Source organism: Oxalobacteraceae bacterium OTU3CAMAD1 (assembly GCA_024123915.1).
Classification (GTDB): domain Bacteria; phylum Pseudomonadota; class Gammaproteobacteria; order Burkholderiales; family Burkholderiaceae_D; genus Rugamonas.
On record CP099650.1, the window covers coordinates 4,657,615 to 4,673,232 of the forward strand.

The 15,618-nt window shown below is 62.3% G+C and carries 14 protein-coding genes; 9 read left to right on the forward strand and 5 right to left on the reverse strand.

Features of this window, described 5'->3' with window-relative positions; genetic code table 11:
- Positions 1 to 5 precede the first annotated feature (5 nt).
- From NHH88_19910 to NHH88_19920, 3 genes are all read left to right on the forward strand, one after another.
- Positions 6 to 1,175 carry a sulfatase-like hydrolase/transferase gene (locus tag NHH88_19910; GenBank protein USX11957.1) on the forward strand — a complete coding sequence of 390 codons (1,170 nt, stop codon included), beginning with the start codon at positions 6 to 8 and terminating at the stop codon, positions 1,173 to 1,175.
- Between the two features lie 143 nt (positions 1,176 to 1,318).
- Positions 1,319 to 2,293: a thymidylate synthase gene (locus tag NHH88_19915; GenBank protein USX11958.1), complete on the forward strand. Its 975-nt coding sequence runs from the start codon at positions 1,319 to 1,321 to the stop codon at positions 2,291 to 2,293.
- Positions 2,290 to 3,000, forward strand: coding sequence for an alpha/beta hydrolase (locus NHH88_19920; GenBank protein USX11959.1), 711 nt, complete (start codon positions 2,290 to 2,292; stop codon positions 2,998 to 3,000). The genes NHH88_19915 and NHH88_19920 overlap by 4 nt, the downstream gene beginning before the upstream one ends.
- Positions 3,001 to 3,150: 150 nt before the next feature.
- Here NHH88_19920 and NHH88_19925 read toward each other — a convergent pair whose 3' ends face one another.
- Positions 3,151 to 6,036, reverse strand: a complete 2,886-nt coding sequence (locus NHH88_19925) for an insulinase family protein (GenBank protein USX11960.1) — start codon at positions 6,034 to 6,036, stop codon at positions 3,151 to 3,153.
- Between the two features lie 162 nt (positions 6,037 to 6,198).
- On the opposite strand from NHH88_19925, the gene NHH88_19930 reads away from it, so the two are divergent.
- The 4 genes from NHH88_19930 (at position 6,199) to NHH88_19945 (ending at position 10,125) form a co-directional block, all read left to right on the forward strand.
- Positions 6,199 to 6,684, forward strand: a complete 486-nt coding sequence (locus NHH88_19930) for a dihydrofolate reductase (GenBank protein ID USX11961.1) — start codon at positions 6,199 to 6,201, stop codon at positions 6,682 to 6,684.
- A gap of 27 nt (positions 6,685 to 6,711) precedes the next feature.
- Entirely contained in the window at positions 6,712 to 7,278 is a 567-nt protein-coding gene (locus NHH88_19935) for a DUF4337 domain-containing protein (protein USX11962.1), read from the forward strand.
- A gap of 290 nt (positions 7,279 to 7,568) precedes the next feature.
- Complete coding sequence (locus tag NHH88_19940; GenBank protein USX11963.1) at positions 7,569 to 9,827, forward strand: arginine/lysine/ornithine decarboxylase; 2,259 nt, start codon at positions 7,569 to 7,571, stop codon at positions 9,825 to 9,827.
- A gap of 106 nt (positions 9,828 to 9,933) precedes the next feature.
- The gene (locus tag NHH88_19945) at positions 9,934 to 10,125 is read left to right on the forward strand and encodes a YqaE/Pmp3 family membrane protein (protein USX11964.1); all 192 of its coding nucleotides are present in this window, start codon (positions 9,934 to 9,936) and stop codon (positions 10,123 to 10,125) included.
- 151 nt (positions 10,126 to 10,276) lie between these two features.
- Here the strand turns inward: NHH88_19945 and NHH88_19950 are convergent, their stop codons facing one another.
- Together NHH88_19950 and NHH88_19955 are read right to left on the reverse strand one after the other, a co-directional pair.
- Complete coding sequence (locus NHH88_19950) at positions 10,277 to 11,155, reverse strand: intradiol ring-cleavage dioxygenase (protein ID USX11965.1); 879 nt, start codon at positions 11,153 to 11,155, stop codon at positions 10,277 to 10,279.
- Between the two features lie 74 nt (positions 11,156 to 11,229).
- Positions 11,230 to 11,775, reverse strand: a complete 546-nt coding sequence (locus tag NHH88_19955) for a periplasmic heavy metal sensor (protein USX11966.1) — start codon at positions 11,773 to 11,775, stop codon at positions 11,230 to 11,232.
- A gap of 205 nt (positions 11,776 to 11,980) precedes the next feature.
- On the opposite strand from NHH88_19955, the gene NHH88_19960 reads away from it, so the two are divergent.
- Positions 11,981 to 12,673: a response regulator transcription factor gene (locus NHH88_19960; GenBank protein USX11967.1), complete on the forward strand. Its 693-nt coding sequence runs from the start codon at positions 11,981 to 11,983 to the stop codon at positions 12,671 to 12,673.
- A 3-nt stretch (positions 12,674 to 12,676) separates the two neighbouring features.
- On the forward strand, positions 12,677 to 14,209 hold the full coding sequence (locus tag NHH88_19965) for a HAMP domain-containing histidine kinase (GenBank protein ID USX11968.1): 1,533 nt from the start codon (positions 12,677 to 12,679) through the stop codon (positions 14,207 to 14,209).
- A gap of 31 nt (positions 14,210 to 14,240) precedes the next feature.
- Here the strand turns inward: NHH88_19965 and NHH88_19970 are convergent, their stop codons facing one another.
- On the reverse strand, positions 14,241 to 14,981 hold the full coding sequence (locus NHH88_19970) for a hypothetical protein (GenBank protein USX11969.1): 741 nt from the start codon (positions 14,979 to 14,981) through the stop codon (positions 14,241 to 14,243).
- Positions 14,982 to 14,998: 17 nt separating this feature from the next.
- A complete protein-coding gene (dcd, locus tag NHH88_19975; GenBank protein USX11970.1) occupies positions 14,999 to 15,565 on the reverse strand; it encodes a dCTP deaminase in 567 nt (188 codons plus the stop codon).
- Positions 15,566 to 15,618 lie beyond the last annotated feature (53 nt).

Genomic DNA, 15,618 nt, shown 5'->3' on the forward strand with positions numbered 1-15,618 from the left:
CACGTATGCGCAAAAAGATAACCCGCCGCCAGGCAATCACGCGGACATCGATGGCGCTTGGCGGCGCGTTACTGAGTAATCTGGGCTTGGCGCTTGCTGCTCCAACCGGCGCCAAGTCCACGCAACGTCCCAATATTCTGCTGCTGGTCGCCGACGGCTGGAGTTGGCAAGGCTCGGAGTCGGTGGACAAGCTTGGCATGCGCATGCCGACATTCGCCCGCCTCCAGCGCGACGGCGTCAGTTTCGAAAATGCCTTCATCGCATCGCGGGGCACGCAACTCCCCTACGTTGACCTGCTCAGAAAGAGTGGCTACGCCGTCGCCGATGAGGATTTCGGCGCTTTCCTCGCCAAGCGGGCTGCTGGCAAGCCTCTTTTGTTCTGCCTTGAATCGAAAAGTCCACACCGCCGCTCAACAGCGACCTTCGATACCGCAAACCTCACCGTCCCGCCCTACCTGCCCGACACGCCGGCGGTGCGTGGCGATATCGCCGCCTACCGTTCGGAGATCGAGCGTTTCGACCACGAAGCGGGCTTGCTGATCGACCGGCTGCAACGCGCCGGTCAGTTGTCCAATACCCTGGTTGTCATGACCGGCAAAGGCGGCTGGCCCTTCCCTCGCGGCGCAGGAACGCTTTACGACGCCGGCACCCACGTGCCACTGGTCGTCATGTACCCCGGCGGAATCGGCGGCGGGCGCGTATCGAAAGCCCTCGTCAGCAGCGCCGATCTGGCGACAACCATCCTTGACGTAGCCGGCGCGGCCAAGCGAGCGGCAGCCAACGGGCAGGCCTTTGTGCTAACCGGCAGTGAAAGCTATCCTGCCCGCGCGATCAGAACACCTCAATATCTCTACATTCGGAACCTGCACCCGGACCGCTGGCCGGCCGGAATGCCCGCCCAGCAGGCCGTCACGCCAGCGCAACTGGACAGCGATATCAGCTCGGCCTTCGCCGGCATCGCCCCAAGCCCGACCAAGACGGCGATGATCGTCGGCCGGGGCAATCCCCCCATGGACCGGCTGCTGGACTTGGCGACCGCCAAGCGTCCGGCGGCGGAGCTTTACGACGTCCGCACCGACCCGTACCAGCTCAATAATCTGGCAGCCGATCCGGCGATGAAAGCGGTCGTCGCACGCCTGGACAGACAGCTGACGAGTCGCCACGGAGACACGTAGGGCGGATTAGCGAAGCGTAATCGGCCATGTATAAGCCGCCGACAACGCATGCATGGCCGATTACGGCGTTCCGCCTAATCCGCCCTACGTGCCTCTGATAAAATAGCCGACTTTAGAGCCGCAACGTGCACGTTGGAGAACATATGCAGCAATACCAGGAACTGATCCAGACCGTCCTCGACACCGGCAGCTGGCAAGACAACCGCACCGGCATCCGCACCCTCAGCGTGCCTGGCGCGATGATGCGTTTCGACCTGCTCAACGACGGCTTTCCCGCCGTGACGACCAAGCGCCTGGCCTTCAAATCCGTGGTCGGAGAACTGTGCGCCTTCCTGCGCGCGTCCCGCAGCGCCGCCGACTTCCGCGCGCTGGGCTGCAAGGTCTGGGACCAGAACGCCAACGAAAACAAGCAATGGCTGGACAATCCCTATCGCCTCGGTGAAGACGACCTTGGCCCGGTCTACGGTGTGCAATGGCGCCAGTGGCCAGGCTTCAAGCTGATCGACCTCGATCAGCCGGCGCAAATCGCCGACGCCCAGAAAAACGGCTTCCGTCTGATCTCCCAATTCGACGACGCCGGCGTGCCCAAGGTCCTGCTGCACAAATCGATCGATCAACTGCGCGAATGCCTCGACACGATCGTGAACAATCCGGGCAGCCGCCGCATCCTTTTCCACGGCTGGAATCCGGCGGTGCTGGACGCGGTCGCCCTGCCGGCCTGCCATTTGCTGTATCAATTCATCCCGAATCCGACTACGCGCGAGCTATCGATGTGCCTCTATGTGCGCTCGAACGACCTCGGTCTGGGTACGCCGTTCAACCTGGCCGAAGGCGCGGCGCTGATGCATCTGGTTGGCCGCCTGACCGGCTACACGCCGCGCTGGTTCAGTTATTTCATCGGCGATGCGCATATCTATGAGAACCACATGGATATGGTCAAGGAGCAGCTGACCCGCACGCCGTTCGCCGCGCCGCAGTTGCGGATTTCCGATCGCGTGCCGGACTTCGCCAAGACCGGCAAGTACGAGCCGGAATGGCTGGAGAAGATCGAACCGTCCGACTTTTCGCTGGAAGGCTATCAGCACCACGCGCCGATCACGGCGCCGATGGCGGTATGACGCGGCTGGACTTCATTCCGGGCACGTTGTGCGACGAGCGGATGTGGTCCAGGCTGACGCCGTTGTTGGGCGATGCGTTCGATTTCAATTTCGTACCGCTGCACCAGGCTCGCACGCGGCTGCAGATGCAAGAGCTGATCGCCACGCACAGCGCGCCGGCGGCCAACCTGGTGGCGTTTTCGCTCGGTGCCTATCTGGCGATCGAGCACGCGGTCGCGCATCCCGAGCGGGTGAAGTCGTTGGTACTGATCGCTAATTCGGCCAAGGGGCTGAAACCGGCGGAGGTGCTGGCGCGCGAGCGCATCGTGGCCATGTTGGAGCGGAATGCGTATGCGGGGATGTCGCGGCAGCGGCTGCGCGAATTGCTGCATCCGTCGCATGTGGACGATGAGGCGATTGTCGGGCCGATCCAGCAGATGGCGCTGGATCTTGGCAAGGACGTGCTGTTGACGCAGTTCGCCACGACCATCGACAGGCCGGATTTGATGGACCGGTTGGCGGAGTTGAGTTTTCCGGTGCTGATCGTCGGCGCGGAAGAGGACAATCTGGTACCGCCGGAGCATCTGCGGCAGATGGCTGCGCGCTTCCCCAACGCCAGTCTGCAGATGCTGGAGGGCGATACCGGGCATATGATCCCGCTGGAGGCGCCAGAGGCGTTGGCGCGGCATATGCTGGCCTTCCACCAAGGCGGCGGCAACAAAGCCTAATGTCGTCTAAACCACGTAGGGCGGATTAGCGAAGCGTAATCGGCCATGCATGCGCCACGTTGACGCATGCATGGCCGATTACGGCGTTCCGCCTAATCCGCCCTACGTGTTTCAGAAGTAATTCACGTTAGCGTAAGTCGCCAAGTCCATTTAAGCGGCGTTGGCCAACTCCACCAGATCCACCGTCTTCAATCCCGACAAGTCCTGCGACAGATCGCCGACGAACGCGGCGCGACTGGCCTGGCCATCCTTGATCCACGTGCGCACCGCGACGCGGATATCGTCCAGCGTGCAATTCAGCACACCGGTACGGAACTGCTGACGCAATTCCTCGCTGATCCCGCGACGGTACAGACTCCACGCGTGCGTGACCTGCTCGTGCGGCGAATTCGGCTTGTCCAAGCCCTTGATCACGCAAATGATCGCCTCTTCCAATTCCTCCTGCGAGAAGTCGTTCTCCAGCATCTGATCGATCGCCACGCCGAAGTCGGCATAGGTCTCGGCCAGACGCGGATCGCGGTAGGACGCCATCACAAACGTACCGCTGCCGCCGCCATATCCCGCGCTGCCGCCATACGCTCCGCCCTTCTCGCGCAAGGCCGCATGCAGCAATTGGTTGGTCATCAGCTCCGCAGCCACGGCCAGCGCCGCCGCACCGGCTTCGTGCACCATCGGCGCGCGCCAGGCCACCACGCAATGATTGATCTGGCTAACCGCATGCAGCGCCGCATCCGCCAACGGCAAACTCTCCGGCGCCGCCGAAACACCCGGCGCTTCCGCTTGCGACGCCGGCAGCTTGACCATGCGCGCCAGATCGGTGCTGTCGTCGCCGGAACCGGCCGACAGCATGATCGGCGTTACGCCCGTCACGCGGCTGTGCAGCGCGCTCAGACGCCGGGCGATCGTGGCGATGCCCTCCTCCGTTTTGCTCTGCTCCAGCAGCTTGGCGTAGAACGGCAGCGAAGCCGCGCCGCCAACCACGTCGTCGAAACGGCGCAGCGGCGACAGCGGCGCGGTCGCCGCCAGCATGGCGTAGCGGTTGCCCGCCTGCGCCAAGCCGGTCAAACGGTCCTGCGCTTCGCTGTCGATCAGGAAGGCAAGGCGCTCGTATTCATCGAAGCGCGTCTCGGACAGGGTGCGCGAAATCAGTTCCGCGATGCCCTCGTGATCCTCGCGCAGGCCGCTGGCGCCGAACCACAGCTCGATGCTCAACGCGCCGCCAGGCTGCTGGGTCGCATCCAGGCCGACGTCGAACGATGGCGCCATCAGCTGGCGCCAAGCGTCGGCGTCCTCGTAATCCATGTCGCCGACACCGATCTCGGTGACCACATCGGCGTAGAGGCGCAGCCACGGCCAGTCGGCCGCGTCGAAATGCGATACGTCGTAGTTCACGCGCGCGTACGACAAGCCGTTGGAGGCGATGGTGAACGGCAGCACACGGCCACCCTGCCCGGCCAACGGCGCGGGCAAAGGCAGCGCCGGCGCCGGGTGGACGCTGACGTCCGACGGACGGATGCGCGGCAGCACCTCGGAATTGGATGGCAGTTGCTGGTGCTTGTCCAGCGCGGCCGTTTCGGCTTCGATGCGGGCGCGTTCGTGATCGGTCAGCGCGGCATTGCGCACGGCCAGTTGCGCCTCTTCCAGCGCGTCGCGCTCCGTGAAGTAAGTGGCGTCCGGGATCACGCTGGTGGTCAGGCGCGTCGGGCTTTCCAGCAGCGAGCGCACCAGCGACTTGAAGTAGTCCGGGTCCTGGATCGCTTCTTCCAGCTTGGCCAGGTGTGCTTCGCCGTCGAGCGCATCGAACACGTCGCCGCCGCGCATCGCCACCGGCAGCGCGTGCAGCAGGCGGCTCAAGGCGTTCGGCATGTGGGAGTTGGCGGTGTCGCGCTGGCTGTAGCGGATGTCGCGCAACGCGGCCTGCAGCGCGTCGGTCGGCACGCCCTGCTTCGCCGCCCGCTCCAGCGCGGACCAGATGCGCACGCGCGCTTTTTCGATCTGCGGTTCGGTCAAGCCTTCCATGCCAACGTGGAAAATCAGCTGGCGCGGGCCGTCGTCGTGGCCGTTCAGGCGCGATGGACGACCGTAACCGGCCGATTCCATGGCCTTCATCAGCGGCGACGAGGCGTCGCCCAGCAGGCCGGAGTCAAGCAGGTAGGCGTTGTAATACGCCATCGGATCGGTCGATTCGCCCAGCAACCACGAAAACTGCAGGCCGTATTCGTCGGCCTTGGCTTGCTGCGACGGAATGCGCACTTCGTTGACACGGGGCGCGGTCCAATATTCCGCCAACTGCGGCAGCATGCGCTCCTGCGCGGAGGCCGGCAATTTGGACAGCACGCGCAGCTCGATCTGCTCCTGGATTTCTTCGGCGCTGATGGCGCCCGCCGTCATGAACACCGCTTGCGACGGATGGTAATGACTGGCGTGGAATTCCTTGAGCATCTCGTGCGTCAGCTCCGGGATCACCAGCGGATCGCCGCCGGATTCCACCTCATAGGTCGTCCCCTTGAGCAGCGTGCCTTCGATGCCGCTGTACAGCGCGCGCATAGGATCGTTGAAGGCGCCCTTCATTTCGTTGAACACCACGCCCTGGTAGGCCAGTTTTCCGTCCTTGAGGACATGGCGCCAGCCCTCCTGCAGGAAGTTCAGGTAGTCCAGATTCGGGAAGAAGGTCGCATCCAGATACACGTCGAGCAGGTTGAAAAAGTCCTTGCGGTCGGTGCTGGCGAACGGGTAGACGGTGCGGTCGGCGTACGTGAACGCGTTCATGAAAGTGGCGGTGGAGCGGCGCAGCATCGAGAAAAACGGATCGCGAACGGGATAACGCTCGGAGCCGCACAGCGACAGGTGTTCCAGTATGTGGGCACGGCCGTCGCTGACGTCCGGCACCGTCGGGAAGCCGACCAGGAACACCAGCTCCTGCTGGTCGCTGGCCAGATGGATGTGGCGCGCGCCGCTGCGCGGCTCGATATATTCTTCAACGGTCGCTTGCAGGGACGGGATGGAACGGCTGCCGGTTTTTTCGAAATTCGTCATAGGTACTCGGTATGGCCAAAAGGCCGGATTCATAGGGTGTTCGCGCCAGCGTTCGCGCTTGCTACTCGCTCTGGCAAATTACTCAACGGTCATGGAAGCGGACCGCAATTTCAACGATAATACCAGCCACCGGGAATTCTCACCCAACCTTACAGAGTATCCATGAGCACACTGACCATCATCGTCGCCACCGACCAGCAAGGCGGCATCGGCATCAACAACACCTTGCCGTGGAAATTACCGGAAGATCTGGCCCATTTCAAGCGCCTGACCACCGGCCATCCGATCATCATGGGCCGCAAAACCTTCGATTCGATCGGCCGTCCGCTGCCCAACCGCCGCAACATCGTCATCACCCGCAACGCGGACTGGCGCCATGACGGCGTCGAGGCGGTGGACTCGGTCGACGCCGCCATCGGGCTGCTGGCCGGCGCCGAAGGCTATGTCATCGGCGGCGCCGAGATCTACAAGCAGTCGATGGCCCAAACCGACCGTTTGATCGTCACCGAGGTCGGCCAGACTTTCGACTGCGACGCCTTCTTTCCCGCAATCGACCACGCGGTGTGGGAAGAGACCGCCCGCGAGCAGCACACCTCCGAAACGTCCGGCTTGCCGTACGCGTTTGTCACCTATCGCCGCAAAGTCTAACTTTACTCTTCAAGGATTCAAGCAACCATGTCAGGCCAAGGTTTTCACGTCCACGGACCGCACGATCACGCGGTGGAACACGCAGCCCACGGAAACGATGGCTTTTCGAACAATATTGCCGTCATGACGGCCATTCTGGCAACCGTCGGCGCCGCGTTCGGCTATCTGGGCGGGGCGACGCAGAACGACGCGGCCATGTTCAAGAACAACGCCGCGATCGACAAGACGCAGGCCGCCAATAGCTGGAATTACTACCAGGCCAAGTCCAGCAAGCAGAATCTGGCCGAGCTGGCCATGACCCTGCCCGGGGTCGATCCTAAGAAATATGAGGCCGAGGTCGCCCGCTACAAGGCCGAAAAGGACGATATCCGCAAGGAAGCCGAGAAATGGGAGGAATCGTCGAAGGAGTGGAATCACAAGTCGGATGAGGCCATGCACCATCATCATCAGTGGGCGCTGGCGACCACGGCTGAGCAAATCGCTATTTCGTTGGCGGCTATTACGCTGCTCACCCGTAAGAAATGGATGATGGGGCTGGCGTATGGCGTGGCTGGGGTCGGGATCGCATTCGGAGTCTTTGCCTGGCTTCACTGACATCGGGGCCGCTGGCGGAGCTATGGCCGATTACGGCATTCCGCCTAATCCGCCCTACGTGTTTCCGTGGTGACTAGGCGCCGCCTGGCGCTGTAATACGCCCGTCACACCGCTGAGGCACTCTACTGCGCGGTTTGGTCATTTTTTCTATATGATATTTTTTTCCCGCAGCGGGCGCATTTCTGCGAGAATCCCGTTCTTATTTTTTTTCTGCGATTCCTAGCAATAGTGTCGCGCCCTGTCCGCCCCTTCACATTTGTCAGGGGCGGCTTGCTTTTTTGGAGACATGCATGAAATTTCGTTTCCCCATCGTCATCATCGACGAGGATTTCCGTTCCGAGAACACGTCCGGCCTGGGCATTCGCGCCCTCGCCGATGCAATGGAAAAAGAAGGCATGGAAGTGGTGGGCGTGACCAGCTACGGCGACCTGTCCCAGTTCGCCCAGCAGCAATCGCGCGCGTCGGCCTTCGTGCTGTCGATCGATGACGAGGAATTCGGCGCCGGTTCGGTCGAAGAGACCGACACCGCGCTCAAATCGCTGCGCGCCTTCGTCGAAGAAATCCGCTACAAGAACGCCGACATTCCGATCTACCTGTACGGTGAAACCCGCACCTCGCGCCACATCCCCAACGACATCCTGCGCGAGCTGCACGGCTTCATCCACATGTTCGAGGACACGCCGGAATTCGTCGCCCGCCACATCATCCGCGAAGCCAAGTCCTACCTGGACGGCCTGTCGCCGCCGTTCTTCCGCGCCCTGGTGCACTACGCCAACGACGGTTCGTACTCGTGGCACTGCCCCGGCCACTCGGGCGGCGTGGCCTTCCTGAAGTCGCCGATCGGCCAGATGTTCCACCAGTTCTTCGGCGAGAACATGCTGCGCGCCGACGTCTGCAACGCCGTCGAGGAACTCGGCCAGCTGCTCGACCACACCGGCCCGGTGGCCGCGTCCGAGCGCAACGCCGCGCGCATCTTCAACGCCGACCACTGCTACTTCGTCACCAACGGCACGTCGACCTCGAACAAGATGGTCTGGCACTCGACCGTGGCGCCGGGCGACATCGTCGTCGTCGACCGCAACTGCCACAAGTCGATCCTGCACTCGATCATCATGTGCGGCGCGATTCCGGTGTTCCTGATGCCGACGCGTAACCACCTGGGCATCATCGGTCCGATTCCGCTGGAAGAGTTCTCGATGGAAAGCATCCAGCGCAAGATCGAGGCGAATCCTTTCGCCCGCGAAGCCAAGAACAAGAAGCCACGCATCCTGACCATCACGCAGTCGACTTACGACGGCGTGGTCTACAACGTCGAAACCCTGCGCGAACTGCTGGACGGCAAAATCGACACGCTGCACTTCGACGAAGCATGGCTGCCGCACGCCACCTTCCACGATTTCTACAAAGATATGCACGCGATCGGCAAGGACCGTCCGCGCGCGAAAGAATCGATGATCTTCTCGACGCAGTCGACCCACAAGCTGCTCGCCGGCCTGTCGCAGGCCTCGCAGGTGCTGGTGCGCGAATCGGAAACCGTCAAGCTGGACCGCGACGCTTTCAACGAGGCGTACCTGATGCACACGTCGACGTCGCCGCAATACTCGATCATCGCCTCGTGCGACGTCGCCGCCGCCATGATGGAAGCGCCGGGCGGCACCGCGCTGGTCGAGGAATCGATCCTGGAAGCGCTGGACTTCCGCCGCGCGATGCAGAAGATCGATCAGGAATGGGGCAAGGACTGGTGGTTCCAGGTGTGGGGTCCGCAGAACTTCGCCGAAGAAGGCATCGGCTCGCGCGAAGACTGGGTCATCCGCGCAGAGGACGACTGGCACGGCTTCGGCAACTTGGCGCCGAACTTCAACATGCTCGACCCGATCAAGGCGACCATCGTCAACCCGGGCCTGTCGCTCGACGGCCAGTTCGCCGACAGCGGCATTCCGGCGTCGATCGTCACCAAGTATCTTGCCGAGCACGGCGTGATCATCGAGAAGTGCGGCCTGTACTCGTTCTTCATCATGTTCACCATCGGCATCACCAAGGGCCGCTGGAACACGCTGCTGACCGCGTTGCAGCAGTTCAAGGACGACTACGACAAGAACCAGCCGATGTGGCGCATCCTGCCGGAATTCGCGGCCGCCAACCCGACCTACGAAAAAATGGGCCTGCGCGACCTGTGCCAGCAGATCCACGATTTCTACAAGGCCTACGACGTCGCGCGCCTGACGACCGAGATGTACCTGTCGGACATGATCCCGGCGATGAAGCCGTCGGACGCGTTCGCCAAAATGGCACACCGCGAAATCGAGCGCGTGGCGATCGAGGAGCTGGAAGGCCGCATCACGTCGATCCTGCTGACGCCGTACCCACCGGGCATTCCGCTGCTGATTCCTGGCGAGCGCTTCAACAAGACCATCGTCGACTACCTGCGCTTCGCGCGCGACTTCAACGAGCGCTTCCCGGGCTTCGAGACGGACGTGCACGGCCTGGTCAAGCGCGAGGTCGACGGCAAGCGTGGTTACTTCGTCGATTGCGTCAAGCTGGACGCTTAATGGCGTGGCCGGGATGGTCCGGCCGGTATGCTAACGATATGATAGATTGCGGGTTTGGGCGTGCCGCCGGCACGCCCCCGTCATCAGATAGAGAGACAAGACACACATGCGCCTTCTTATTGCCCTGATCCTTCCGTGGCTGACCTTCTTCACGATTGGGCGTCCGTTCGCGGGCATCATTTGCCTGATCCTGCAAATCACCCTGATCGGCTGGCTGCCAGCGGCGATCTGGGCGGTGTATGCGCTCAGCCAGTACAAGACCGACCAAAAGATCCGCGACGCGATGGGCGGCCGCTAATGCTTGCTTCGCCACGGCCTACTTCGCCACGGATCCACGTAGGGCGGATTAGCGTAGCGTAATCGGCCATGCATGCGTCTCGACGGCGCATACATGGCCGATTACGGCGTTCCGCCTAATCCGCCCTACGTGTCTCCACGATACCTCCGCCTTAACCGGCTACACCCACCGTCAACGTCGCGACATAGCCATCGGTCGCATTCCCCGTTACCGTGGTCATTTGCAGCGAGTATCCATCGCTGAACACGTTGTCGGTCGCCAGGCTGATCGCGGCCATATTGCGCACGCTGGCGCTGTAGCCGGTCGTGGCGTACACCTCATTGCAGGTCGCCACCGGGAAGCTGAATTGCGACGTCTTGATGCGGTTGGCCGCGCTGGTCGCCGCCGACAGCGACCGATATACCTCGAAGTGCACATGCGGCACGCGTCCCGAATAGCAGCCGGGGAAGATCGTCGTGAACGACACAGTGCCACTGCTATCCGTCGCCTGCACGCCGCGCAGATAGTTCTGCGCCGTCACCCCACTCGAATACAACGAATAATTACCGTCGCGGTCGCAGTGCCACAGATACACCGCGAACCCATCGAGCGACGCGCAACTGCCGTTGGTGTTGACGATCTGTAGCTTGATGGTCAGCGGCACGCCGGCCGCCACACCCGTCGGACCGTTGAAGCTGCTGCGGATATCACTGCGCACGACGCCCGATTGCGTCAGCACATTAACCACGCCGCTCGAATTACTGTTGGTGCCGTCGGCCGGATACGGGCCGCCGGTTTCCTCCGGTATCACCGAGCACGAGCCGGCGGTGGTGGGCGTCGTCGTAGTGGTCGTCGTCGTGGTGGCCGGCGTCGTCGTCGCGGTAGTACTGGTGGTACCGGTGGCGCTGTCGCCGCCGCCGCAACCCATGATCGGCAGCGCCGAAGCGCCTGCCAACAGCCAGCGCAGCGTCTGGCGACGGTCGCTGTTTAGATTAAGCATCGCGGTCAGATCGGCCGCCAGACTGTGTTCGCTATCGTCATGATGTTCCATGCTTGCTCCCCTTTTTTAGTGATTGAACCGCCACCCCGCGATGGCCGGGGTGGTTCGGTGGTACTGCTTTAAATCTAGGAACGCGAACGGCGCGGCTTGTCCCCGCTGTCCCTGTCCCTGTCTCGATCGAGCTTTTTGCGCTGCTCGGGCGTCAGCACCGCCAACAGCTTTTGCTCGGTGCGCGCACGCTGCAACGAAATATTGGCCATAGCGGTCGCGGCCGCCTGCGCCAGCGACGCGGCTTTGGCGTCGTCGTACTTGTCGGCGTCGGCGAGCTCGCGCAGCGCTTCCTGCGCCTTGGCCGCCGCCTTGCCCTGCTCGCGCAGATACGGCTTTTCCTCATGCAGGATCGCAAAGACCTTGTCGTCCTGCGCCTCGCTCAACTCGACGCCGCGCAAGAACAACGGGCGTCCGACCATGAACGGTCCGCCGAACGGCGGCATGCCGCCATGCAGGCGCGAACCGTTGTCGGGACCGGCGCTGCCCGGCCCGCCCGGCGGCATGCCCGGAGAATGATCGTCCACCTCGTTGGCGCCGCTGGCGCCGGCCACAGCGAACAATGGCAGCGCCACCGCCATGGCAAGCAACAACTTCTGCACGCTTAGTTTGTTAGTTTTCATGCAAACCCTTCCTTTCTCGACTGGAAGACTTCATTTTCTAGTTGCCATATGTTAAGTAGCGTAAGGACAACGTAAATCGACGTAAAGCCGGCTTTGCCATCGGAATTGCGCCCGTGCAAGCCGTTGTAAATCGACGTAAAAGTAGACTGGCGGGAACTCTCGCGCTGGTATGATTGATGATCCTTATACAAAGAATTGCGCGGCAATGAAGAGCAAAGTACTGTTGATCGACGACGACATCGAGCTGGTGGGCATGTTCCAGGAGTATCTGGAGCAGGAAGGCTTCGACGTCAAAGCCGTGCACGACGGCGAAGCCGGCACCGCCGAAGCGGCCACCGGCACGTACTCCATCGCCATCCTCGACGTCATGATGCCGCGCATGAACGGACTGGAAACGCTGCGCCGCATCCGCACTAATAGCCAGCTGCCCATTCTGATGCTCACCGGCCGCGGCGACGACACCGACCGCATCGTCGGCCTGGAACTGGGCGCCGACGACTACGTCACCAAACCCTGCACGCCACGCGAACTGACGGCCCGCATCCGCGCCATCCTGCGCCGGGCGCAAAGCGCGCCCACCGACAATGGCACGCCCGCCGCCCTCAACGTCGGCCAGCTCACCATGTGGCCGGAGCAGCGCCGCGCCGCCTGGGCCGGCGCCAAGCTGGAACTGACCAGTACCGAATTCAATCTGCTAGAGGTCCTGGCCCGCAACGCCGGCCGGCCCGTCAGCAAGAACACGCTGTCCGAACAGGGCCTGGGCCGCCCGCTGGCGCGCTTCGACCGCAACATCGATGTCCACCTGAGCAGCCTGCGCCACAAACTCGGCACCATCGCCGACGGCCGCTCCTGCCTGCAAACGGTCTACCGCCTTGGCTACCAGCTGATCAAGGAGTAGCCCGTGGGCCGTCTGTTCTGGAAGTTCTTCGTGTGCATACTGCTGGCACAGATGACGGCGACCGTGGGCGTCCTCGGCGGCATTTGGCTCAAGGACCGCAGCCAGCAAAAGGCCGCGCCGGCCGACATCGACACCAGCCCACCGGCGGAAATCGCCATCAACGCAGCGGCCGCCACCCTGGAATACGGCGGCACCAACGCCCTACGGCGCATGCTCGAAAATATGGACAGGCGGCGTGTGTACGCGGTCGACGACGAAGGCCGCGAAATGCTGGGCCGTATCGTCAGCCCGTCCATGCTGCGCGAGTCACGCGCCCTGCTCAAGGACGACGGCAAGCGCCGCGTGGTGCGCCAGGTGTACGACCCGCAAGGCAATCGCTATATGCTGTTCCTGCCGTGGGCCGAGCGCCAGCGCGGCTTCGACAGCGAATCGCGGCAGCTGCTCGCCGGTTTGAAAAGCCAGCAGATGCTGTTTGAGGACCGGCGCATGGCCGGCGGTTTTGGTGGGCTTGGTGGTCCGCCGCCCGATGGCGCGCCCCCCGGCAATCCGCCTTCCGGCCAGGCGCAGGGCGGCAACGGCGCCAATGGCGCGCCGGGCATGCAAGGCCCGCGCGGGCCGATGGGGCCACGATTCGAACCGCTCAAGCCGTGGGTGCCGATCGTCGCCGCGATCTTCGCCAGCCTGCTGTTCTCCGTGATACTGGCGTGGTATTTCTCGCGGCCGATCCGCGCCTTGCGGGCGGCGTTCGATGCCGCCGCCGGCGGCGACCTGGCGCCGCGCTTCGTCAGCGCATCCGGCAAAAGCCTCACGGAACTGAACGACCTCGGTCGCGACTTCGACCGCATGACGGCGCGCCTGCGCAATCTGATCGACGGCCAGACACGCCTGCTGCACGACGTGTCGCACGAACTGCGCTCGCCGCTGGCGCGGCTGCAGGCGGCCATCGGCCTGGCGCACCAGCAGCCGGATAAAATCGCCGCGTCGATGGAGCGTATCGAACGCGAGAGCGTCCGCATGGACAAACTGGTGGGCGAGCTGCTGACGTTGGCGCGCCTGGAGGCCGGCGCGATCAAGGCCAGTCAGGAAGAAATCAGCATGGCCGATCTGCTGGAGCAAATCGCCGACGACGCCATTTACGAGGCGGCCAGCCAGCAACGCACTGTGGTGCACGAAGGCGATGCCGATGTGCTGGTGGTCGGCCAGGCCGATTTGCTGGGGCGCGCGATCGAAAACGTGGTCCGCAACGCCATTAAACACAGCGCAGAAGGTGGCGAAGTGCAGCTGCAAGTGCGCGCGCTCCCCGATGCGCGCCAGCTATGCATCCGCGTGCTAGACCGGGGACCGGGCGTGGCGCCGGCCGACTTGGAAACCATCTTCCAGCCATTCTTCCGGTCCGCCAATGCGGGTACCGAAGGCCACGGACTGGGTCTGGCGATAGCCCAGCACGTGATCGAAGCGCACGGCGGAAGTATAAAAGCCACCAACCGTGCGGGTGGTGGCTTGTGTGTGGAGATGATCCTGCCGGTGAAGCTGTGAACGGAAGCTGTAAACTGAAGCTGTAAGCGGCTTATCCGTTGCGCCGGAATTCCAGATGCTGGCCGCTCACGCCTTGCGTGACGAAATCCGCGTCCGCTGGAACTTGCACCGTAAAGAAATCCCATTTAAACATGGGGATGAAATTGAATTTCTTGGACTTAAAGATCCCGCGATTTCGCTTGAGCTCGCTATAACGGTCTCCCTTGAATTCCTTGTTCACCGCCGTGAACGGCAGCATATGCTCGGCCATATCGGGGAAATGCAAGGTCGGATTCTTCTGTTTGAAGTCTTCGAAGATCTCGAACTGATCGCGGCAAATCACCTGGATCGCCGTTTCAGGGAAATTGTTATGCTGCGTCCACAGAACGTGCCAGCCGGTGCTGGTCTGATCGAGGAAATCGCGCAGGCGTGGACTCAAGATATACGCATCCGACTCGATATGGATGATTTTATCGACGCCCAGTTCCCTGGCCACCTCCACCGAGTGAAGAAAGCTGCGCCACCAACCGGGATAGTCCTTGATACTCTGCCGCCCCAGGTTATCGTCGAATCGAATGATTAAATTCTTGTCGTCTAACGATGCCAGCGGAGCGGCATTGGATACCGTTTTGATGATTTCAGCCGGCGGCAGGTACGGCGACCCATCGTCGATCATGAGCCTTTTGACCACATCCAGCGGGAAATCCTGATAATAATCGAGCCAGCGCTGATAGCGAGTCTCCCAGGCGTGGGCGTCTCTGATATAGCTCGTGCAAAAGATTATCGATTTCATCACGTGACCGAACGCCCTTAGGCTTTCGGCAAAGTCACGCCGCGCTGGCCCTGATATTTACCGTTGCGGTCCTTGTACGACACCTCGCACACCTCATCGCTCTCGAAGAACAGCACCTGGGCGCAGCCCTCGCCGGCATAAATCTTCGCTGGCAGCGGCGTGGTGTTGGAGAATTCCAGGGTCACATAGCCTTCCCATTCCGGCTCGAACGGCGTCACGTTGACGATGATGCCGCAACGCGCGTAGGTCGATTTACCCAGGCAGACGGTCAGCACGCTGCGCGGAATACGGAAATACTCCATCGTGCGGGCCAGCGCGAAGGAGTTCGGCGGGATGATGCAGACATCGCTCTTGACGTCGACGAAGGAGTTCGAATCGAAGTTCTTCGGATCGACGATGGTGCTGTTAATGTTCGTGAAGATTTTGAATTCGTCGGCGCAGCGGATATCGTAGCCGTACGACGAGGTGCCGTAGGAGATGACTTTGCGGCCATCCTGCTCGCGCACCTGGTCCGGGAAGAACGGCTCGATCATCCCATGCTGCTCCGCCATGCGGCGTATCCATTTATCGCTTTTAATCGTCATCGCAAGGTATTCCTAAAATTGCCGGGGGGCGCTACCGCGCCGAATGGACGAGA

What these genes read in the sequence shown, in the direction of transcription:
- NHH88_19910 (USX11957.1), top strand. Translation starts at nt 6, where the DNA reads ATGCGCAAAAAGATAACCCGCCGCCAGGCAATCACGCGGACATCGATG.
- NHH88_19915 (USX11958.1), top strand. Translation starts at nt 1,319, where the DNA reads ATGCAGCAATACCAGGAACTGATCCAGACCGTCCTCGACACCGGCAGC.
- NHH88_19920 (USX11959.1), top strand. Translation starts at nt 2,290, where the DNA reads ATGACGCGGCTGGACTTCATTCCGGGCACGTTGTGCGACGAGCGGATG.
- NHH88_19925 (USX11960.1), bottom strand. Translation starts at nt 6,036, where the DNA reads ATGACGAATTTCGAAAAAACCGGCAGCCGTTCCATCCCGTCCCTGCAA.
- NHH88_19930 (USX11961.1), top strand. Translation starts at nt 6,199, where the DNA reads ATGAGCACACTGACCATCATCGTCGCCACCGACCAGCAAGGCGGCATC.
- NHH88_19935 (USX11962.1), top strand. Translation starts at nt 6,712, where the DNA reads ATGTCAGGCCAAGGTTTTCACGTCCACGGACCGCACGATCACGCGGTG.
- NHH88_19940 (USX11963.1), top strand. Translation starts at nt 7,569, where the DNA reads ATGAAATTTCGTTTCCCCATCGTCATCATCGACGAGGATTTCCGTTCC.
- NHH88_19945 (USX11964.1), top strand. Translation starts at nt 9,934, where the DNA reads ATGCGCCTTCTTATTGCCCTGATCCTTCCGTGGCTGACCTTCTTCACG.
- NHH88_19950 (USX11965.1), bottom strand. Translation starts at nt 11,155, where the DNA reads ATGGAACATCATGACGATAGCGAACACAGTCTGGCGGCCGATCTGACC.
- NHH88_19955 (USX11966.1), bottom strand. Translation starts at nt 11,775, where the DNA reads ATGAAAACTAACAAACTAAGCGTGCAGAAGTTGTTGCTTGCCATGGCG.
- NHH88_19960 (USX11967.1), top strand. Translation starts at nt 11,981, where the DNA reads ATGAAGAGCAAAGTACTGTTGATCGACGACGACATCGAGCTGGTGGGC.
- NHH88_19970 (USX11969.1), bottom strand. Translation starts at nt 14,981, where the DNA reads ATGAAATCGATAATCTTTTGCACGAGCTATATCAGAGACGCCCACGCC.
- dcd (USX11970.1), bottom strand. Translation starts at nt 15,565, where the DNA reads ATGACGATTAAAAGCGATAAATGGATACGCCGCATGGCGGAGCAGCAT.